This window comes from Burkholderia territorii (assembly GCF_902833055.1).
In the GTDB taxonomy this organism is placed as follows: domain Bacteria; phylum Pseudomonadota; class Gammaproteobacteria; order Burkholderiales; family Burkholderiaceae; genus Burkholderia; species Burkholderia territorii.
In genome coordinates this window covers 146869-167038 of the sequence record NZ_CADFEJ010000016.1, presented here as the reverse complement: position 1 = coordinate 167038, position 20170 = coordinate 146869, and the positions used below count along the sequence as shown (strand labels likewise).

The 20170-nt window shown below is 57.2% G+C and carries 16 protein-coding genes; 14 read left to right on the top strand and 2 right to left on the bottom strand.

Going from position 1 to position 20170, the window contains the following annotated elements; genetic code table 11:
* From HW466_RS23910 to HW466_RS23845, 14 genes are all read left to right on the top strand, one after another.
* The coding region (locus HW466_RS23910) for a GDP-mannose 4,6-dehydratase (RefSeq protein WP_176316103.1) at positions 1–201 on the top strand (201 nt) is incomplete at its 5' end.
* 11 nt (positions 202–212) lie between these two features.
* Positions 213–1106 carry a glucose-1-phosphate thymidylyltransferase RfbA gene (rfbA, locus tag HW466_RS23905; protein ID WP_059807528.1) on the top strand — a complete coding sequence of 298 codons (894 nt, stop codon included), beginning with the start codon at positions 213–215 and terminating at the stop codon, positions 1104–1106.
* Complete coding sequence (rfbC, locus tag HW466_RS23900) at positions 1091–1642, top strand: dTDP-4-dehydrorhamnose 3,5-epimerase (protein ID WP_059807525.1); 552 nt, start codon at positions 1091–1093, stop codon at positions 1640–1642. The genes rfbA and rfbC overlap by 16 nt, the downstream gene beginning before the upstream one ends.
* Complete coding sequence (rfbD, locus tag HW466_RS23895; RefSeq protein ID WP_151003351.1) at positions 1635–2534, top strand: dTDP-4-dehydrorhamnose reductase; 900 nt, start codon at positions 1635–1637, stop codon at positions 2532–2534. Before rfbC ends, rfbD begins: the two co-directional genes overlap by 8 nt.
* A 173-nt stretch (positions 2535–2707) precedes the next feature.
* Positions 2708–3403, top strand: coding sequence for a hypothetical protein (locus HW466_RS23890; protein WP_155675231.1), 696 nt, complete (start codon positions 2708–2710; stop codon positions 3401–3403).
* An 86-nt stretch (positions 3404–3489) separates the two neighbouring features.
* On the top strand, positions 3490–6900 hold the full coding sequence (locus HW466_RS23885; protein ID WP_059807516.1) for a glycosyltransferase family 4 protein: 3411 nt from the start codon (positions 3490–3492) through the stop codon (positions 6898–6900).
* A 187-nt stretch (positions 6901–7087) separates the two neighbouring features.
* Positions 7088–7900: an ABC transporter permease gene (locus tag HW466_RS23880; protein WP_059807514.1), complete on the top strand. Its 813-nt coding sequence runs from the start codon at positions 7088–7090 to the stop codon at positions 7898–7900.
* Positions 7901–7916: 16 nt separating this feature from the next.
* Positions 7917–9302 (top strand): ABC transporter ATP-binding protein, encoded by a 1386-nt coding sequence (locus HW466_RS23875; RefSeq protein WP_059807511.1) that lies wholly within the window; start codon positions 7917–7919, stop codon positions 9300–9302.
* Positions 9303–9333: 31 nt separating this feature from the next.
* On the top strand, positions 9334–9939 hold the full coding sequence (locus tag HW466_RS23870) for an acyltransferase (protein ID WP_170296616.1): 606 nt from the start codon (positions 9334–9336) through the stop codon (positions 9937–9939).
* A 256-nt stretch (positions 9940–10195) separates the two neighbouring features.
* Positions 10196–11143 (top strand): class I SAM-dependent methyltransferase, encoded by a 948-nt coding sequence (locus HW466_RS23865; RefSeq protein WP_081333570.1) that lies wholly within the window; start codon positions 10196–10198, stop codon positions 11141–11143.
* A 161-nt stretch (positions 11144–11304) separates the two neighbouring features.
* A complete protein-coding gene (locus HW466_RS23860; protein ID WP_060338561.1) occupies positions 11305–13530 on the top strand; it encodes a glycosyltransferase in 2226 nt (741 codons plus the stop codon).
* On the top strand, positions 13527–14639 hold the full coding sequence (locus HW466_RS23855) for a glycosyltransferase family 4 protein (RefSeq protein ID WP_059807497.1): 1113 nt from the start codon (positions 13527–13529) through the stop codon (positions 14637–14639). Before HW466_RS23860 ends, HW466_RS23855 begins: the two co-directional genes overlap by 4 nt.
* A 70-nt stretch (positions 14640–14709) precedes the next feature.
* Positions 14710–16773 carry an acyltransferase family protein gene (locus HW466_RS23850; protein ID WP_151003347.1) on the top strand — a complete coding sequence of 688 codons (2064 nt, stop codon included), beginning with the start codon at positions 14710–14712 and terminating at the stop codon, positions 16771–16773.
* An 88-nt stretch (positions 16774–16861) separates the two neighbouring features.
* Positions 16862–18016 carry an acyltransferase family protein gene (locus tag HW466_RS23845; RefSeq protein ID WP_151003344.1) on the top strand — a complete coding sequence of 385 codons (1155 nt, stop codon included), beginning with the start codon at positions 16862–16864 and terminating at the stop codon, positions 18014–18016.
* 58 nt (positions 18017–18074) lie between these two features.
* Here the strand turns inward: HW466_RS23845 and HW466_RS23840 are convergent, their stop codons facing one another.
* The gene (locus HW466_RS23840; RefSeq protein WP_059807488.1) at positions 18075–18974 is read right to left on the bottom strand and encodes a Stf0 family sulfotransferase; all 900 of its coding nucleotides are present in this window, start codon (positions 18972–18974) and stop codon (positions 18075–18077) included.
* Positions 18975–19024: 50 nt separating this feature from the next.
* Complete coding sequence (locus HW466_RS23835) at positions 19025–20089, bottom strand: glycosyltransferase (protein WP_275405507.1); 1065 nt, start codon at positions 20087–20089, stop codon at positions 19025–19027.
* Between the last annotated feature and the right edge of the window lie 81 nt (positions 20090–20170).

The window sequence follows — 20170 nt, the reverse complement described above, 5'->3', positions numbered from 1 at the left end:
GACCGTCCGGGCCACGATCGCCGTTATGCAATCGATGCACGCAAGCTCGAGCGCGAACTCGGCTGGAAGCCGGCCGAAACGTTCGAAACCGGCCTCGCGAAAACGGTGCGCTGGTATCTCGACAACCAGGTGTGGGTCGATGAGGTAGCCTCGGGCGAATACCTCAAGTGGGTCGAAACCAACTACGCGGAACGCGCTTGAGGAGTCGATCGATGGCACGTAAGGGCATCATTCTCGCTGGCGGCTCCGGCACACGGCTCTATCCGATCACGCACGTCGTATCGAAGCAGCTCCTGCCGGTGTACGACAAGCCGATGATCTACTACCCGCTCTCGACGCTGATGGTCGCGGGCATTCGCGACGTCCTGATCATTTCGACGCCGCAGGACACCCCGCGCTTCGAGTCGATGCTCGGCGACGGCAGCCAGTGGGGGATGAACATCCAGTATGCGGTGCAACCGTCACCCGACGGTCTTGCGCAGGCGTTCATCATCGGTCGCGAATTCGTCGGCAACGATCCGTCGGCGCTCATCCTCGGCGACAACATTTTTTACGGGCACGATCTTGCAAAGCAACTCGAGCGCGCATATGCACTGGAGGACGGTGCGACCGTGTTCGCGTATCACGTGCAGGATCCCGAACGTTATGGCGTCGTTGAATTCGACGCGTCGTTCCGCGCGCTGTCGATCGAGGAGAAGCCTGCGAAGCCGCGTTCGAACTATGCGGTCACGGGGCTGTATTTCTACGACAACCGCGTGTGCGACATCGCGGCCGATATCAAGCCGTCGCCGCGCGGCGAGCTCGAAATCACCGACGTCAATTCCCGCTATCTCGAGGACGGCGCGTTGAACGTCGAGATCATGGGCCGCGGTTATGCATGGCTCGACACGGGCACTCACGATTCGTTGATCGAGGCGGCAAGTTTCATCGCGACATTGCAGAAGCGGCAAGGGCTCGTCGTCGCTTGTCCCGAAGAAATCGCGTATCGGCGGCAGTGGATCGACGCGGAACAGGTGCTGAAACTGGCGCAACCGTTGTCGAAGAACGCGTATGGGCAGTACCTCCGAAACCTTCTCACGCACCAGGTCGCATGGCAATCCAAGTAACGGCAACGGCACTGCCAGAAGTCAAGGTCATCGAACCGAAGGTGTTCGGCGATGCGCGCGGGTATTTCTACGAGAGTTTCAACGCGCGCGAGTTTGCTGCGCAGGTGGCACCGGGAGTCCAGTTCGTGCAGGACAATCACTCACGGTCATCGAAAGGTGTGTTACGCGGGCTGCACTATCAGATTGAGCACGCGCAGGGCAAGCTCGTGCGTGTGGTCGAAGGAGAGGTGTTCGATGTCGCTGTCGACATTCGACGCGCTTCCCCGAACTTCGGAAAGTGGGTCGGGGTAACGCTGTCGCAGGATAATCACCGGCAGCTATGGGTGCCCCCAGGATTTGCACACGGTTTCGTCGTGCTTTCGGAGGCAGCGCAGTTCCTGTACAAGACGACTGACTACTGGTTCCCGGAACATGAGCGCTGCATCGCGTGGAACGATCGCGAAATCGGGATCGAATGGCCGTTCGAGGGCCAACCGGTGCTGGCGGCGAAAGATGCGGCGGGCAAATCCTTGAGCGAGGCCGAAGTCTATGCGTGAGGATCGCCCCGGTCTTGCCCCGACGATTCTCGTGACGGGCGTCAACGGCCAAGTGGGATTCGAACTGTTGCGTACGCTGCAGGGGCTCGGACGCGTAGTAGCGTGTGACCGAACGATGCTCGATTTGTCCGATCTGGATCAAGTGCGGGCAGTGGTGCGTGATTTGAAGCCGGCGATCGTTGTGAATCCTGCGGCTTATACCGCCGTTGACAAGGCGGAATCGGACATCGATACCGCACGGCGCCTGAATACCGATGTGCCGCGCGTGTTTGCCGAGGAGGCATTGCGGCTGAATGCACTGCTCGTTCATTACTCGACAGATTATGTGTTCGATGGCATGAAGGAGGGCGCCTATGTCGAAACGGACGAGGCCAATCCGCAAAATGTGTATGGCCTAACGAAGCTTGAGGGCGAGCGAGCCATTGCAGCGACAGGTTGTGATCACTTGATACTACGTACGAGCTGGGTTTATGGGCGTCGCGGGAAGAACTTCCTGCTCACGATGCTCAAGCTCGCCGCCGAGCGATCCGAGCTACGAATCGTGGCCGATCAACTCGGGGCTCCCACCTGGTCGAATTCGATCGCTGCTGCGACCGCGCATATTTTGGCGCAGTATCTGGCACCGAACATTGGCAACAGGCGGGCGCTGCACTCGGGTGTCTACCATCTCGCGGCGGGCGGGGAAACATCGTGGCATGGTTTCGCGCAGGAGATTTTCCGAGTGACGCTAGGCGACAACGCGCCACGTGTGCTGCCGATCGCCGCGAGCGAATACCCGGTGCCAGCGCGGCGCCCCAAAAACTCGCGCCTGTCCGGGGCAAAACTGGCCAGTACGTTCGGCGTACGGATGCCGGCATGGGATGAAGCGCTGCGATTATGTCTGGATTCCTGAATGGCGATGATCTCATTGCGGTTGGGCCGGGCAACCGCTGCGATAAACTCGTTGGCCCCTGCATGTTGCCTCGCCGATCCGCCGGTAAGTGCGCCGCAGTTGCGTGCGATCGTCCCCGGGGGGCGGAGGCGGCGGCATTGTCGATCGGAGACAATGCCTGACGAATCGATTCAATGGATGGTGCTGTAGCGATGGACTCAACGTCACAAAATTTTGCTCCTGGTGAGCCGGTTCAGTCCGCTGATGCTCTCGCCACGCTGCAGGCCCGCGTAGAGGCGCTCGAGGCCCAACTCGTCGAAGCGCGGGCGCAAGCGCGCGAGGCGACGATGCATGCGCGTCGGAACAGCTATCAGGCCACTGCCGCTCAGGCGCAGGCGGATGCGGCAGAGCGTCAACTGACTGCAATTTTGTCCAGTTCGTCCTGGCGCATTACCGCTCCGGTCCGCGCTGTCGGGCAGGTCGCGAAATCAGCCATCCGGTTCGCGCGTGATCCATCGTGGCCGGTATTGAAGCGACGCAGCATTTCGCTTCTTCGCGAAACTGCTCGCCGAAGCGCAGTGGCGCGCGCGATGGTGTTTTGGGTGCGCGATCGCCATCCGCGAATTTGGGCGCGGCTTGCGCCGCTCGCGGCTCCTCGCTTTGCCGGGGCACAATCCATTTCGGTTACGCGCTGGAAGGAGGGAAGCCTGTCTCGCCGGAACTACGCGGAGCTGGTTGCGGCGCGCACGTCGCAATGTGATCAAGCCACGATCGATGGCTTTCTCGACGCGGATGTGAAAGGCGTCGACTCCGGGAAGCTTGCAGGACGCCTTGTCGAGATCTGTGCTGCTACCATGCCAGGCCGTAACGGCAGGACGGCTGCGCGTTGACAGCGACGGAACCGGATAGCAGTTCTTACATCATGCACAACGGAGTAACACGCGCAGTGGGTTCATCAAACACCGTATCACGAACCATGGCCAACATCGAGGGTAAGTCGCTCCCTGCGCAGTCACGGAGAACGGGTGCGATCCATCAGTTTCACTCCGGAAGCGCGGTTGCGGATGCCGTGACCAACAGTATGTTCATGATCCAGGCGCTGCTGCATGAGCTAGGTTTTGAATCCGAGATCTTTGCCGAACACGTTGCGCCGGAATTGACGGGCAAGATCCGCTATTTCAGGGAATACATCGGGTCCGAAGAAGACGTGATGCTGTTGCATCATTCGATGGGGCATGATCAGGACGAGTGGGTCACGAATCTGCCGTGCACAACCATTCTGATCTATCACAACATTACGCCCGAATCGTTTTTCGACGAACGCTCCCCGTTCAGACACTACTCGGCCAAGGGCCGTGCCCAACTCGGTGCATTTCGTGAGCACTTCGCGGCTGCAATCGCGGTGTCTGATCTCAACGCGCGTGAGCTGAGCGAGCGCGGCTACGAAAGGGTTACGACGATTCCGCTCCTGATCGATGCGGCAAAGATCCGCTCGGCGCAATGGAACGATGTGCTCGTTCAGGAGCAGTCACAGGTGATGACGGTCTTGTTTGTCGGCCGAATCTCGCCGAACAAGGCGCATCGCGATCTCGTGGAAGCGGCGGCTCAACTGAGAGCAATGATGCCCCGGCCGTTCCAGTTCGTGTTTGTCGGCGGGTACGGAGAAGAGGAGCCGTACTATCTCGAACTGCAGCAATTGATCAATGAGCTTGAACTGAGCGAAATCGTTCGCTTTGCGGGGAAAGTTCCTGACGAGGATCTCTACGGCTGGTACCGGGCGGCAAGTGTATTCCTGTGTCTCAGCGATCATGAGGGTTTCGGCGTTCCGCTAATCGAGGCGATGACTTTCGATGTGCCGGTGATCGCGTATGCGAGTAGCAATATCGAGTCGACGCTAGGCGGTGCCGGACTGCTCATTCACGACAAGCACCCGCAAGCCGTAGCGGCGCTGTTGCGCGCCGTATCGGAAGATCGCGCGTTGCGTCGCGCGATAGTTGTCGAACAGCGCAAACGAGTCCGACAATTCGAACGCCCAGCGCTGCTGGAACAGTTACAGCAGTTCCTGCGTCAGCAAGGTATAGAGATTCCCCAGCCGATCGACACGCGCACTCGTATCGATGGGGAGTGTCCGCCGCACTATCAGGTCGAGGGACCATTCGAGACGTCATACAGCCTCGCTCTGACCAATCGCGAATTGGCTTTTGCACTTGACCGTGCAAATCGCGGTGAGGTGAGCTTGTTTGCGACCGAGGGGCCGGGCGACTATGTGCCTGACGATCGAAAAATCAGCTCGATTCGCGGACTCCCCGAGCTCGTGGCGCGCGGCGGAAAGCGTAGCGGTGCCGACGTTGTTGTCCGCGATCTCTATCCGCCGCGCGTTCATGACATGGACGGCCTGTACAATTTCCTTCATTTTGCATGGGAGGAATCGGAGCTGCCCGCTGCCTGGATCGGTGCATTCAACGCGCATCTCGACGGAGTGGCGGCAATCTCGACGTTCGTGGCGAAGGTCATGCGAGACAACGGCTATGCAGGGATGATTGCTCCGGTTGGCAACGGCGTCGATCATGTCGCCCGTGCCGAGCGGATCGAATATCGCGGCTCGCTCGGAAAGGGTTTTCGTTTTCTGCACATATCGTCATGCTTTCCGCGCAAGGGTGTCGACGTGCTGCTCGATGCATTCGCCAAGGCATTCACCGCGCGCGACGATGTCTCACTGGTCATCAAAACGTTTCCCAATCCGCACAACACGGTTTCTGCCCAAATCCAGGCGTTGCGCCGGCGCTATCCCGAGTGTCCGGAGATTGTGCTCATCGAGGAAGATCTGGACGCAGGCGCGATCGTGGACCTTTACCACCGGTGCCACGCATTCGTGGCGCCGTCCCGGGGAGAGGGCTTCGGCTTGCCGATGGGCGAGGCAATGTGGTTCGGGCTGCCCGTGATCACGACGGCGTTCGGTGGGCAGGCCGACTTCTGCACGGACGAGACTGCGTGGCTGGTCGACTTTACGTTCGAACGTGCCAAAACGCACCTCGGGTTGTTCGACTCCGTCTGGGCCGAACCTGATGTCGACAGCCTCGTCACGCAACTGAAGGCGGTTCGCGAAGCGACGGCGGAAGCGCGCGCCGAAAAAGCAGAGCGCGGTCGTGCGTTGCTCGAATCGCGCTTTACGTGGGACCGATGCGCAGAGCGACTGATCGGGCTGGAAGCGTCGGTCCGGCGTTTGGAGCCCGCATCCGCTCGACGGACTCGGCTCGCATGGATTTCGTCGTGGAACACGAAATGCGGCATCGCGACCTATTCTTCATTCCTGGTCGGTAGTCTCGATCCGGCATGGTTCGATGTCAGGATTTTCGCATCACGCGATCCTGCCGTTGTCATCGATGATGGTCCAGAAGTCACGCGGTGCTGGACGGATCAGCGCGGCCGTATCGATGAGTTGCTCGCTGAGCTCGATCGATGCCGGCCTGACGCGATCATGCTGCAGCACAACTTTGGCTTCTTCAGCATGCCTTCAACGGCGCGAATCGTCGAGTATGCGAACGCACACGACATCCCGATCGTGATTACGTTCCACTCGACCAAGGATGTCGATACGCCGGACTATCGAGCCTCGTTGTCGGAGATCGCCGACGCGCTGCGTGGCGCCGACCGCCTGCTTGTGCATAGTGTCGACGACCTGAATCGGCTCCGGATATTGGGCCTCGTCGACAATGCAACGCTATTTCCCCATGGCGTTCATGCGCGCGAGTCGTCCGACCGACTCGCGTCTCGAACGGCGCTGAACATTCCAGTCGAGGCTCCGGTCATTGCTACGTATGGCTTCCTACTTCCGCACAAAGGGTTGGAGGAAGTCATCGAAGCGTTTTCGATGATATCGAAAGAGCTGCCGCAGGCGCGCCTGTTGATGGTCAACGCGCTGTATCCGGTTCGCGATTCGGAGTTGACCGCCGATCGATGCAGAAATCTGATCAAGACGTTCAACCTCGAAGACCGCGTGCAGATGATTACCGACTTCCTGCCTGATCGCGAGAGCTTTGCATATCTGGATGCGGCCGATCTTGTCGTGTTTGCGTATCAGGACACGGCCGAATCGGCGAGCGGTGCCGTGCGGTACGGACTCGCAGCCAATCGACCCGTTGCCTGTACACCGATTCCGATCTTCGACGATCTCGGAGAACTCGTGCATCGGTTTTCCGGTACCGATGCGCGCGCGATTTCTGCTGATCTGGCCACGTTGCTCGGCGATGCCTCGCTGTTGAGCAGCAAGGCCGACGCTCAGGCGGCGTGGATTCAGGCTCGGTCATGGGACGAGATGTCGTCGCGGTTGGGCGGCATTGTCCGTGGGCTCGTCGGAGAGCGGTCATCTGTCAGGCGAGACGGCTGATAAAATGATGGGTTTGCCGAGCGGAAGTAGCGCACGGCGCGTGTGTCACTACCGTCGACTGCCGCCCCGTCGGCGCAGTGCAAGAGAACTGAATGGCGCCTGAGTTCGTCGCGCAGCACATCGACCAGGCGCGTGTCATTCGAGTCCGCCGTCCAAGGGACGCAAATTAATTGGGTAACGAAAACCGATGCAGGACAAAGCACATCACTCCGTCGGGAGTTCACTGAGGTTGGCGTGGATGCTTGCGAAGCGAGACCTGAAGAACCGCTACGCCAGCTCGTACGCAGGTACGGCGTGGAACGTCGGCGTACCGCTTCTCTACTCCCTCATCAACGTGGTCGTGTTCTCGATCCTGATGCGGGGGCGAATGGGGGCGCAGTACGGTGACATTCCGTTTGCGCTTTTCTATTTCGTACCATTCTCGCTGTGGACCGTCTTTACCGAAGTGACAGGGCGCAGCACCGGTATCTTGCGGGAATACAGCTATCTCATCAGCAAGATCGCATTTCCGGTCTGGGTCTTGCCGTTGATTCCGCTCACGTCGGCGCTCATCAGCCAGGGCATCATTTTCGTTTTCGTGATCGGCCTGTTGATCATCAAGGGCGTCGTGCCGGGAACCATGATTTGGATGTTTCCCGTTATCTGGGCGCTTTCGCTTGCGATTTCGATCGGCTTTGCCTATGGCATTTCCGCCATTTCGGTCTATGTCCCCGACATGGTGCCGATCGTGCCGCTGTGTACGAATATCATTTTCTGGCTCACGCCGATTCTCTATCCGGCGACGATGGTAGAGGCGTCGCGCATGATCTGGATGCGTAATATCGTCATGACGCTCAACCCTTTCTACTACATGGTGGAGGCGTCTCGGCAGGCCGTGTTCCCAGGAATTCCATTCAATTGGGAATACATTGGCATCCTGATTGTCGTGGCAGCGGCTACCGTTGCGATCGGTGCATACATTTTTCGCAAGCTGAAGCCCGGCTTCGCAGACGTCCTTTAAGGATCAGAGTTAGTTCATGACGACACAAGATCCCTCCAACGTTATCGAGCTGAGCAATATCAGCAAGATCTACCGTTCGTATTCCTCGCCGCGACATCGCCTGCTCGAGTTGATGTCGGCGGGGAAGAAGCAATATTTTCGCGAAACCCGTGCGCTGGACGACGTTTCCTTCTCACTTGAGAAAGGCGATCGATTCGGCGTGGTGGGGGAAAACGGCAGTGGCAAAAGTACGCTTCTGAAGATCCTGGCAGGCGTACTCAATCCGAGTTCCGGTCTGGTGAACGTCTCCGGGCGCGTATCGGCGTTGCTCGAATTGGGGGCCGGGTTCAATCCGGAGCTGTCCGGTCGAGAAAACATCGTTCAGTTCTGCATGCTGCATGGCATGCTACAGGAGCAGGCCATTGCGGCTCAGCCCGAAATAATCAGGTTCAGCGAACTTGGCGATGCTGTCGATCATCCCGTCAAGACATACAGCAGCGGTATGGCGGTGCGGCTCGGGTTTGCCTGCGCGGTCTACGTGCAGCCGGACATTCTGATCGTTGACGAGGCGCTGAGTGTCGGGGATGCGTACTTTCAGAACAAGTGCCTGCACAAGATTCGCACGATGCTTGATGAAGGAACGACGTTCATTTACGTGACGCACGCTGCGGACTCGGTGCGCGCACTGTGCAATCGGGGCCTCTGGCTCGAGAAAGGGCGCGTTCGACTGCTTGGCAGTTCGAAGCAGGTCGGTGCTGCCTACCAGAGCGAAGTGTTCAGCAGGATGGTGCGAGCCGGCATCGACGTTACCGAGGTCGACGACGAAGATGAAGTTACGACGGAAACGCAAGTCGCGGCCGGCGAAGCAGTGACGACGCATACACGCGTGCGCCCTGACAAGGCCCGGACTCGCGCATTTTCCTCGCGGGTCGAACCGTTGCGTACCGGGACCGGCGAGATCCGGATCGACGATATCAGCGTGATCGATCCTGAGGGCAATGAGTGCGATACGGTCGATATCGAGAAGAAGATTCGCGTTCGCGTTTTCTTTCATGTCGTATCGCCTCCTCCCGAACGCAGTTCGCTTGCGCTCGGCATCACCGATTCATCGGGACGACAAATCCTGCATTTCAGTTCTGCCGTCCGAGACGTGTTCCCGTCGGAGGCCGCGCCGCATATTCAGCATATGCTGGAGTTCACCTTCGCGAACCCCTTGTGTCCCGGTGAATACGGATTGATCGCAGGGGTTGGCGTGACTACGGAGCATCCCGAGAATCGTGGGCAGAGTCTCGTCACGAACGTGATCGATTACTGCGTGGGTGGCGCACGGTTCGCAGTGCGCTTCCCCGATGAAGTCGTGAAGCGGGATCTGTGGGGTGTTGTGCACGTGGACTACGATGTTTCGATGCATTCGCTCGATTGAGCGACCACGTCGTTCTCAATCGGATATGCACATGTTTCAGCGCCTTAGAGCAAGAATTCGGGAGCGACTGATTGAAGCCGTGACCGATCGCGTGGTTTCGCGTCTTGCCGAATCGTCGGAGTTCACGACCCGGGTTGCTCGGTGCGTGGCGACGGAGCATGCGACCCAAACGCCGCAATCCGTTCCATGGGAGTCGGATTCTGTCGTCGAGCGACTCGCCGAGCGAATGACGCCTGGCATCGCTCAGCGGCTCGTCATGACACCGGTCGTGTTCGGGGGGGGATGGGATCGCATCTCGCTCGGAGAGGGCGTGCAGTTGGTGAACACGCTGATGAACGTGTCGTCGGGGCACATCGTCATTGGTGACCAGACGTTCTTCGGTCATAACGTCAGTCTGATTACCGGCACGCATCCGTTGACTGAGCAGATGTCCGCGCGGCACGACTATCCGCGGGAGGGGCGCGATATCGTGATTGGGCGAGGGGTCTGGATTGCATCCAATGCGGTCGTCATGGGCCCCTGTACGATCGGCGACCACGCAGTGATTGCGGCGGGCGCGATCGTGACGTGTGACGAAGTCGAGGCGGGATGGCTGTACGGTGGGGTACCCGCGCGCAAGATCCGGAAGTTGATTTGAGTATACGCACGCAGTTCCATGGCGTCCTCGATGCTGCAGACTTTTCGCACCGTCAAAGGGAAGTCGAGGATGGAAACTCCGTGAGCACCGCGCTTAGATCGCGGCAGAGAATCATTGAGCGCATTTTGAGAGTTGATTGAATATGAAGGCTGAAATTAGAAAGGTGGTGCGAGTCGTCGCGAATTGGCCGGTAGTGGGCCGACTCGTACGCATCGTTGTGGCCGCGATTCGGCTCCCTGAGTTCCGAGCGGACGTCATGCGTCGTCAGGATGTGTATGAAAGAGATCAGTTGCCGATGCTCTTGCGCACGTTGTCGGAACTGAACGATCGTCAGCGATTGATTGATAACGACCAAGACAATCTCGTGCGATCGGTGCCCGTCGCATTGCGACGGCTTCACGGGGACGTCAAGCAATTGAAGGCCGTGCTCGAACAGCGCGAGGCGTCAGACCACGCGGCATGGGTGAAGCAGCGCGAACATGCGGACGGCCGTCTGTCGGAAGTCGAGGCACTTACACGTCGCCTGGAGGAGCGCTTGGGCGGCTTGGACGACTCTGTCCGGTATCTGCTTGGTCGTGTCGAATTCGTTCGCCGGGAATTGATGTTCGAAATGCGCTATGGCGCTTCGTCGCCGGGCGAGAACGAAGACACGCTGAAGGCGAAAACGGAAATCATCGCGAAGGAAAAGGTGGCTGCGGCAGCCAGCAACGGCCAATTGAGACTTAACCTCGGTTGCGGACACATTGCGCTGGACGGCTATCTGAACGTCGACCGCCGAGCATTGCCCGGTGTCGATATCGTCTCGGAGGTCGATGAGCTGCCGTTCAAGAACGGCGAGTTGACTGAAATCTTCTCCGCGCACTTGCTTGAGCATTTTCCCCAGGAGCAGATGGCTCGCGAGCTGCTGCCCTACTGGTTCAGCCTTCTGAAACCGGGCGGCGAATTCCATGCGGTCGTCCCCGATGCACAAGCGATGATGAAGAACTACATCGACGGTGACTACCCGTACGCGTATCTGCGCGAAGTCACGTTCGGTGGCCAGGACTACGACGGTGACTTCCACTTCAACATGTTCACCCCTGAATCCCTGTCGGCCACTCTGAAGGAGGCCGGGTTTGTCGATATTTCGGTGATCGAGACCGGCCGACGCAACGGAAACTGCTACGAATTCGAGATCGTGGCGAAACGCGCGACGTCGGCCTGACGCAACGCATGCGATCGAGCGCAGTCGTCGCCCGCCTTCGTTCTGTCAGGCCCTCGGTGGTCGTGGCGAAACGGCAAGCATTGGGAGCCGTCGAATGGGCGACCGACGCGGCTCCATCGAGTATCACCATCAAACACAGTACCGAAAGATCGAGGTAACCCATGTTGAGCTTTTCGATTGTCATAAATACGCTCAATCGTGCCGCATTGCTCCAGAAGACGTTGGAGAGTTTTCGCTGGATCCGGTACGCTGGTGACTTCGAAGTCATCGTAGTTAACGGGCCGTCGACTGACGGGTCGGCGGAAGTGATTTCGTCCTGGTCATCGTTCATCCGCGCTGGTACGTGCCCGGTCGCGAATCTATCGGTGTCGCGAAACGTCGGCATCTGCATGGCGGAAGGTGACGTTGTTGCCTTCATCGATGACGATGCAATCCCGGAGCCGGAATGGCTAACGCAGCTCGCGGCTGCATATGACTCTCCGGAGATTGGCGGTGCGGGGGGGCTCGTGTTCGATCAAACGGGTTACACGTTCCAGTATGAGTATAGTACTGCCAATCGCCTGGGGAATTCGAACTGGGCCGCCAAGAAGAGTGCCGAGCATCTGTGTTTCCCTGGATCTTATGAGTTTCCGTACCTTCAAGGGACAAACGCATCGTTTCGTCGGTCAGCCCTGATGGAAGTGGGCGGCTTCGACGAGGAGATCGAGTACTACCTCGACGAAACGGAGCTGTGCTGCCGACTGGTCGATGCCGGATATGTCATTCGTCAGTTGCCGAACGCATACGTGCATCACAAATTTGCACCGAGCCATGTTCGCGATGATCACAAGATCACGCGTTACCGATATCCGGTGATCAAGAACAAGATCTATTTCTCGTTGAAGCACGCGCGCAAATATTTGCCGCTGGACGAGATTTTCGACGATAACCGGAAGTTTTCGCAAGGGCACGAAAACGATATTCGCTTTCATATAGACGGCGGCCGTCTCGACAAGTCGGAACTCGATAAATTCAAGGAAGAGAATGCCCGGGCGTGGAACACGGGCGTTGAACATGGGCTGCACGGGCACGCGGAATTGATCACCGCAGAAAAGAAGGCGCGTGTCGCCGGTGAGTTCAAGAAATTCGAGACATTTGGCGATCCCAGTCAAGACGCAATTGTGCTTATCGCGCGCGATTATCCGCCGGCACAAACGGGCGGAATCGCTACCTTTAACAAGGATCTCGCGGAAGGGCTTGGCTCGCAGGGCCGAATTGTCCACGTGATTACACAGAGCCCGGATTTCAATCGCGTCGATTTCGAAAATGGTGCATGGATTCACCGTATCGTGACGAAAGAGATGGCGCGTTCCAGCGAGGCCGTCGAGCGGAATATTCCAGCCCACATCTGGAACTGGTCGGCAACAGCGCTGGAGGAAGTCGAGCGCATTGCATCGCATCGCAAGATCGGTGTGGTCGAAGCGCCGATCTGGGACTGCGAAGGATGCGCATTCCTGTTCGATGGTCGTTGGCCAGTCGTGACGAGTCTGCACACGACACTGCATTTCTGGATTGAGACGCATCCTGAGTATGCTGCAGATGCCGCATGGATGAAGTCGTTCGGCAAGCCTATGCTAGAGCTGGAACAGGAGATGATGACGCGCGCGGATGCGGTGCGCGCCAATAGTAGAGCGATCGTGACCGAGATCGAGGCTGCTTACGGATTCAAATTCGATCAACAGAAAACGATCGTCGTGCCGCACGGCCTCGCGGCAAATGTGACCGCGTCGAACGGGAAGCGCACGTCGAACTCCGATGATGTCACGTTGCTGTTTGTTGGCCGACTCGAGCCGCGCAAAGGAATCGACGTATTGTTGGAGGCGCTCCCGGACGTGTTCGCGGAAATGCCGAACGTGAAGGTGCGTGTGATTGGTGATGACACGTTGCCTGGGCCGACCGGACGTCCTATCAAGGACGCTTTTATCGACTCGGAGGCTGGGCGCAAGTGGGGTGACCGTTTGTCGTTCGAAGGCCGTGTGCCGGATGATGTGGTGCGCGCAGCTTATGCGGAATGTGACGTCTTTGTCGCCCCGAGCCGGTTCGAATCGTTTGGCCTCGTGTTCCTGGAGGCCATGCGCGAAGGAAAGCCTGTCATTGGTTGCGCAGCGGGCGGGATGCCGGAAGTGGTTTCGCACGAAGTAACTGGGTTGCTGGTGACGCCTGGCGACGCGAAGTCGCTGGCGCAAGCAATTCGGCGACTTGTCGACTCGTCCGAATTGCGTGAGCGCATGGGGAATGCCGGAAGACGCCTGTTCGCGGAGCGGTTCACGGCGAAGCGGATGGCATCCGAGAGCGGCGCGCTTTATTCGCTTGCGATCAACAACCATCTCAATGCGGTTGCGCAATGAAAGTCTCATACGTGAACGGAATTTGCGTAAAGAACGACGCGATTTCCAACAGCATCCGTGACGAAGTACGTGCGCTGCGCAAGAGCGGTGTCGATGACGTTCGCTTGTACGCATACGCATGCGAGTATGACGACATTCCGTCGACGGTCGTATCCGAGGTCAGGGATATTGCGTTCGATCCACACTTTCTCGCGAGCGATGTCGTCATCTTTCACTTCGGCATCTACTATCCGCTATTCGATCTGTTGTCGATCGTTCCGGCGCGCGCGCGACGTCTGGTCGTGTTTCATAACGTCACGCCGCGAGAGTTCGTCAAACCGGAAAGTCGTGCACTGATCGATCAGTCCTTTTCGCAAATGTCGAATATTGCGTGGGCTGATCACGTTATCTGCGTTAGCGACACGAATCTCGAGGTGCTTCGCAAGGCTGGTATCGATACGCCTGCCACCGTGTTGCCTCTCGCTATTCACTCGATGTCGCATCCTCCATCGAGAAAACCGAGCGTTGTGGACAACATCGTGCGCATCGCATTCATCGGCAGGTTTGTGAAGTCGAAGGGGCCACATGAGTTGCTGATGGCGCTCAGCAACGTGTTGGCATCGAATCCGACATGTGCGGTAAAGCTGGATATGGTTGGTAATCTGCTGTTTTCCGACCCCGAGCTACTGGCACAGATCGAGACGATCATTGCCACGTTGGCGCGTCAATATGGTCGACGCGTCGAGATCAAAATTCATGGCAATGCTTCAGAAGAGCAGAAGCATGAAATTCTGCAGGATGCGGATTTGTTCGTCCTGCCGACCTATCATGAAGGATTCGGTGTACCGATTGTCGAGGCGATCTCCAACGGATGCTACGTCATCGCCTACGACAATTCCAACGTTCCGTCGGTAACGAACGGCTTCGGTCGACTCGTCAACACGGGCTGCATCGACAGTCTCTCCGCGGAACTTGCTCAGGCAGTGGAGAAAGTGGTGTCGGCTGCTTGGCGTGGTTCCGGTGATGAGAGTTATCAGACGTTTGTCACACACGCGACTCGGTACGCGGAGGAGTTTTCTCCGGGCAGGGTAGCAAGGAATTTCGTCAATCTTGTAAGCAAGATCCAATAATTCAAGGCGGCCTGCCTGGGATGACGCCCAGGCGGTGATGAAGGGCGTCTAATTTTCAAGATAACTAGCAATGGCGAGTGCGAAGACAGCCTATTTTCCATATATCGACGGCCTGCGTGCGTTGGCGGTGTTGTCCGTCATGCTGTTCCATCTGAACGCACATTGGCTTCCTGGTGGGTTTTCGGGAGTCGATATCTTTTTCGTGATCTCCGGATTCGTGGTCAGTTCCTCGGTCGCGAATCTCGGTTCGGTCTCGATTGGGCGATTTTTGCTGCTGTTCTACGCACGGCGGATGCGACGAATCTTGCCCGCATTGATTGTCGTGTTGCTTGTGACGGGGCTGGTTTCAGCACTGTTCATCCCGTCGTCGTACCTAAGTGATAAGAGTCAAAAGACCGGGCTCTACGCGTTCTTCGGCCTGAGCAATTTCATTTTGGGCTCGGTCGGCAACGACTACTTTTCTCCGACCGCTGAATTCAATCCGTACACGCATACCTGGTCGCTTGGCGTTGAAGAGCAATTCTATCTCGCCTTTCCATTTTTATTCTGGGCCTGGCTTGCCCGAAAAAACTGGCGGCATCTGTCTGTCATTCTGATTGCTGCGGGATTAGGTGCATCGCTGGTATGGGGGCACTGGCTCGGGCAGGCAAACCAAACGCAGGCGTTTTACTTTATTTTCGGTCGATTTTGGGAATTGGCCGCCGGCGTTTTGCTGTACCAATGTTTCATACTCTCTGGGTTCGTCACGGACGAATCGAGTCGAGCGCCTGCTACCGTGGGCACCAAGATCGGGGCATGGGTGTCATTGGCGATCGTGATGGTTGGGCTCGTGACTTCGAAGTCGGATCACTATCCATTCCCGGGTGCGATCATTCCAGTGGTCGGCACGGTCGGCTTGCTGGGATTCTTGTATCGTCGCGAGCATGCAGGCTTCATCTCGACGGTCCTTGAGAGTGGTCCGGCTCGCTTCGTCGGACGGATTTCCTATTCGCTCTATTTGTGGCACTGGCCGATTTACGTGGTCCTGCGCTGGACGGCCGGGCTTGAGTCCGTGCTCACGATCGTTTGCGCCATCGTGCTGACGTTTGCACTTGCGATGGCCTCGTACCGTTTCATTGAGGAACCGTTCCGCCACGGATTGTCGGCAACGCGAATTCCACGGCTCGTCATCGTCGGATGCGGACTTTGCTTGATGATCGGCGGCGCGGGCCTGTCGTCTATGATGGCTGAAGCTCAGCCCAAATTTTCCTTGAGCACGGTGACGAGACACGGAGACGATTGGTATCCGTACGGGACAGATACGAATCCTGCTTTCCCCGGTTGTCATACCGACGTTGCGCCTCAGGACGTGCAGGGCGGACAGCTCTGGGTTTATGCGCGGAAGAACTGTGATCTTCCTGCGAAGAGTGCGCATCGGATCTTCGTGATTGGCGATTCTCACGCGATGGCCTATTCGGGCATGTTCAAGCAGTTCGTCGTGCAGACGGGTGTCACGGTTTACGCTTACAACAACGCCGGTTGCCCGTTTCTTAGTTTGCAGCCGTGGCGCGAGGATGGAAACCCGGTTTGCCATCAATACGGCGATTCGGCATTGAAGGACATGTTGACGAAGCTGCAGCCCGGTGACGTAGTTTTCTTGCCTTCGTTGCGTTTGCCCCGAATGATCGATCAGTGGGCGTACTTTGGCGACGAAACTGCACGGAATCAGTTGTTTGGTGACGAGGCAGTGAAAGGTCGAAATCGGTCAGTCGAAGAGGCCATTCCGATACTGCAAGAGATAGAGAGGCATGGTGGAAAAGTTGTGCTGGAAGCGCCAAAGCCGATCTTCCGCATGGTTCCATATCGTTGCTCGGATTGGTTCAATCGACACAATCCAATTTGCGAGCGCGGTCCGTTGATCGACCGCAGCGAAATCGACGAGATGCGAGCGCCGATTCTTCAATCGTATGCACAGATGGAAGCGAAGGTGCCGAATGTATATACGTGGGATCCGTTGCCGACGCTGTGTTCGGATAGAACGTGCTCGGCGTATGACGGCAAGAAACCGCTGTTCTTCGACGGCGATCACATCAGCGGATATGGCAATTTGCGTGTGCTGCCCAGCTTCGAATCACTTATGTTGAAGTTGTTGTAATAAGATCGAGGCGGCGAATTTGGGTCACGCATATTGCAGATACATGCAATATGCGTGACGTAGCGACAAAGGGCGATCGACGAAAACCATGGCCGCTGTTTCTGAGCACCGAGTTGAAATCTCTCGCGTGGCCGAGCTCAACGGACTACGCGGAATTGCCATTCTTGCAGTGGTCTGGCATCACTTGAGCTTTGTTCTTGTTCCGGCGCCGCCAAGCCTATTTGGTATGCCCACTGAAGCGATACTGTGGAATGGATGGATGGGTGTCAACCTGTTCTTCATCCTTTCCGGTTTCGTGCTTTATTTGCCGTATGCGGCAGACAAACGGCGCTTCACCCGGCGCGAAGAGATCGTTCACTTCTACAGGCATCGTTTTCTTCGCCTGATGCCGCTTTATTTTTTTGTCGTGGTGGCGACGTTTGCTCTGAGCGGTCAATTTGCCAATGCAAACGAACATGCGATCCACGAGATCGTACGGTGTCTGACTTTTACGTTTCCGTTTTTCCCGGATACATTCTCGCCATTTTCGAACTGGGCGCTCTGGTCCGTCGGAGCGGAAGTCATGTTCAGTCTGATATTTCCACTCCTGGTCGCGATTGCGGAGCGGGTCGGGTTGACGCGACTGCTCGGCCTTACAATTTTTCTCTCGTTGTGCGTCAGGTTGCTCCGGAGAATTTACTACCCGGTGTTTTTCGGACCAGATTGGGTCATCGATGCGCTTCTCATCGGTCGACTCGATGAGTTTGTTATTGGCATGTGGCTCGCGCGTTCTTATGTGGACGGACGATGGCTGAGTGGTTGCCGTATTCTGCCCCTCGCTGCGACTGCATTGCTTGCCGTGGCGTCCTGGGGTTTTGCCGGATGCTTCGACAAGCGGATTCCCGCCGAATGGACGGCCCTCCTGAACAACGTACTCGACATCGCGTTGGCGTTGTTCGTGGTTACCGCACTGAGCCATGGGTCACTGTTTGCAAGACTTCTGCGTTCCCGCCTACTGCAGGTCCTCGGCATGGGATGCTACAGCGTCTATCTTTGGCATCTGCCGATATTGCGCGCGTTGCAGATCGATGTCGGCGGAGCAGGTGCGGTACGTATCGCGTGCTTTATTGGGGCGACGGTATTTCTTTCCGCGATGACGTATCGTTTCGTGGAGTTCAGGAGTGTCGATTCATGGCGGCAACTCTTTCTTGCCGAGCCACCCATGGACCGGACGCGGTCGATGGTCAATGGTGCGAGAGGGTGAGCATAGACAGGTATCGTGTCTACCGCGGAATAACCACGCACCAGCAGATATTTCGTTTTTAAGAGTCATCGGTGCGCCAACGCTGGTTGCCGAAGAAATCGACCCAGCGATCTAGGCCGGCGCCGAGCTTCGCTCGGTTATCGCGACGTCCGATATCGAGAAAATCTTCCGTAAATCGTTCACGGATGTCTCGATACACGTCACTCATCCGGTCGGATATCTTGTTCAGCCCCCCATTGCGGCTCAAATGGGCGCTGGCTATCGCGTCGGCAGGAACGCCGAGATGATCGGCCAATTCCGTGAAGAACTGGGACGGCGAAGCTATCAGCGATTCGTACGTCATACGCAGCGGCCGAATGCCTGTCTTATCGAAATAGGCTTCCCAGTTAGCCTCATGCGACAAAAGCATCATCAGCTTCGTCAGAATCGCGAAGAAGTCGTATCGAACTTTCGGTGTAGATGTATCCGAGTCACTGCATGTCGGCATGTGCCATACACCCGTTTCATCCGCAATGTAGAGGGATACGGCTTGCTTGATCGAATTTTCTCGCCGGATATAAATCCATCTGTGATTGGGTAAAATATCGTCCAACGTCGCGTAGCCGTGAACGCTGGTTGCCAACCAGTCATCGAGATGCGCACGATGATCGTGCATGATTTTCGAGCCGAAAATACCATTGACACTTCGATCGAGTATCAGCGTTTCAAAATCTTCTTCGAATCGTTCCCCGGGCGTGATGCCAAATGGCGACTGTTCGGAGTAGGGGTACTGGAAATACTCGGTCGGCCGCCCAAGGTGAGCACTGGTCAACGCATTAGACAAGACCGTGCTGCCACAGCGGGGAGTAAACGCAATCGTAAAGGTTCGATTTATGCCGGCGTGTTCCAGCCGGCTCAGGAGCGTCGTTTTATCAATGCGCTGCGACATCGTTTGCGTGCTTGCAAGAGAAATGATCATCACAAGGCGACTCGGCCGCAGCGGAATTTCCGTCGTCGCCTGTCGCGCCGTTACCGGGACAATCGATGGTAAAGATCGACGTAGCGATCGATCATCTGTCCGGCAGTCAGATTTTGCTCGAATCGCTCGCGTGCATGTTTACCAAGAGTTGCAGCTAAGTCGGAATCGTTCCACAGCGTGGTCATTGCAGCGCGCAGGGCTGCGGGATTGCTTGGAGGAACAACGAGTCCTGTCCTGCCAGCGATATTCACGTACGAGGTGCCAGTGCCAATCTCGGTGGAAATCAATGCCTTGCCGAACATTGCGCCTTCGACGAGCGAGATACCGAATGCCTCTGCTCGGAGGTGCGACGGAAACGTGAGTCCGTGGCACATGCTCAGAAGGGCAACCTTGTCTTCGTCAGATACGGCGCCAACAAATACTGCGCGGTCGCCGAGCCCAAGCCGCGCGGCATGGGCCTTGAGTTCACCTTCGACAGGCCCGGCTCCGACAATCACCACTTTCATCGACGTATTGACGAGCGCGTCCAGCAGGATGTGCAGACCCTTGTAGTAGCGCAAATTGCCAACAAACAGGAAAAATTTCGATCCTACGCGGTTGCGCCAGTAGGCGACTCGTTCGGGGTCGATCGCAGGGTAGAGAGTTTCATCGAGGCCAATAGGAATAACGTCAACCTTGTCCTTGAATTGACGCAATACGGGGCTTGTCTCAAGGTAGTTGGGCGACGTCGCAACAATCCGATCGACGTCACGCAGAAAGCGTCCCTGCAGGGGTTTGTAAGCCTGGAGCAGAACCTTCTGCCGTGTGATGTCAGCGTGATATGTGACGACCGATGGTTTCCGGCAACGCGTGGCGAAATGCACGACATCCATGAAAGGCCACGGAAAGTGGTAATGGATGACATCGGCTCGTCGAGCCAGTTCGGCAAAGCGCTGGAATGCCGCAATCGAGAAAGGAGACGAGGCAATCTGGATGTTCACCTTGGCTCGATGGTGAACATGGTCGCCAAAGTCCACAGAAGTCGTGTCCGTGCTAACGGTCAGGACTTCACTGGTGATTCCCTGCTTACTGGCGCCCGAGCATACCTGGCCGATTAGTTCTTCTACCCCTCCCATCGAGTCGGGGCGGTAGGTTTTGTAGAAATGTAAAACGTGCATATCGCGTCAGGTCACCACAGGAGCGCAAACGGCAGGGGG

Bases quoted from the DNA above. Each gene is read 5' to 3' on its own strand.
- HW466_RS23870 (WP_170296616.1), top strand. From the start codon at position 9,334: ATGTTTCAGCGCCTTAGAGCAAGAATTCGGGAGCGACTGATTGAAGCC.
- HW466_RS23875 (WP_059807511.1), top strand. From the start codon at position 7,917: ATGACGACACAAGATCCCTCCAACGTTATCGAGCTGAGCAATATCAGC.
- HW466_RS23840 (WP_059807488.1), bottom strand. From the start codon at position 18,974: ATGATCATTTCTCTTGCAAGCACGCAAACGATGTCGCAGCGCATTGAT.
- HW466_RS23855 (WP_059807497.1), top strand. From the start codon at position 13,527: ATGAAAGTCTCATACGTGAACGGAATTTGCGTAAAGAACGACGCGATT.
- HW466_RS23885 (WP_059807516.1), top strand. From the start codon at position 3,490: ATGGCCAACATCGAGGGTAAGTCGCTCCCTGCGCAGTCACGGAGAACG.
- HW466_RS23860 (WP_060338561.1), top strand. From the start codon at position 11,305: ATGTTGAGCTTTTCGATTGTCATAAATACGCTCAATCGTGCCGCATTG.
- HW466_RS23890 (WP_155675231.1), top strand. From the start codon at position 2,708: ATGGATGGTGCTGTAGCGATGGACTCAACGTCACAAAATTTTGCTCCT.
- HW466_RS23865 (WP_081333570.1), top strand. From the start codon at position 10,196: ATGCGTCGTCAGGATGTGTATGAAAGAGATCAGTTGCCGATGCTCTTG.
- HW466_RS23835 (WP_275405507.1), bottom strand. From the start codon at position 20,089: ATGGGAGGGGTAGAAGAACTAATCGGCCAGGTATGCTCGGGCGCCAGT.
- HW466_RS23880 (WP_059807514.1), top strand. From the start codon at position 7,088: ATGCAGGACAAAGCACATCACTCCGTCGGGAGTTCACTGAGGTTGGCG.
- rfbA (WP_059807528.1), top strand. From the start codon at position 213: ATGGCACGTAAGGGCATCATTCTCGCTGGCGGCTCCGGCACACGGCTC.
- rfbD (WP_151003351.1), top strand. From the start codon at position 1,635: ATGCGTGAGGATCGCCCCGGTCTTGCCCCGACGATTCTCGTGACGGGC.
- rfbC (WP_059807525.1), top strand. From the start codon at position 1,091: ATGGCAATCCAAGTAACGGCAACGGCACTGCCAGAAGTCAAGGTCATC.
- HW466_RS23845 (WP_151003344.1), top strand. From the start codon at position 16,862: ATGGCCGCTGTTTCTGAGCACCGAGTTGAAATCTCTCGCGTGGCCGAG.
- HW466_RS23850 (WP_151003347.1), top strand. From the start codon at position 14,710: ATGGCGAGTGCGAAGACAGCCTATTTTCCATATATCGACGGCCTGCGT.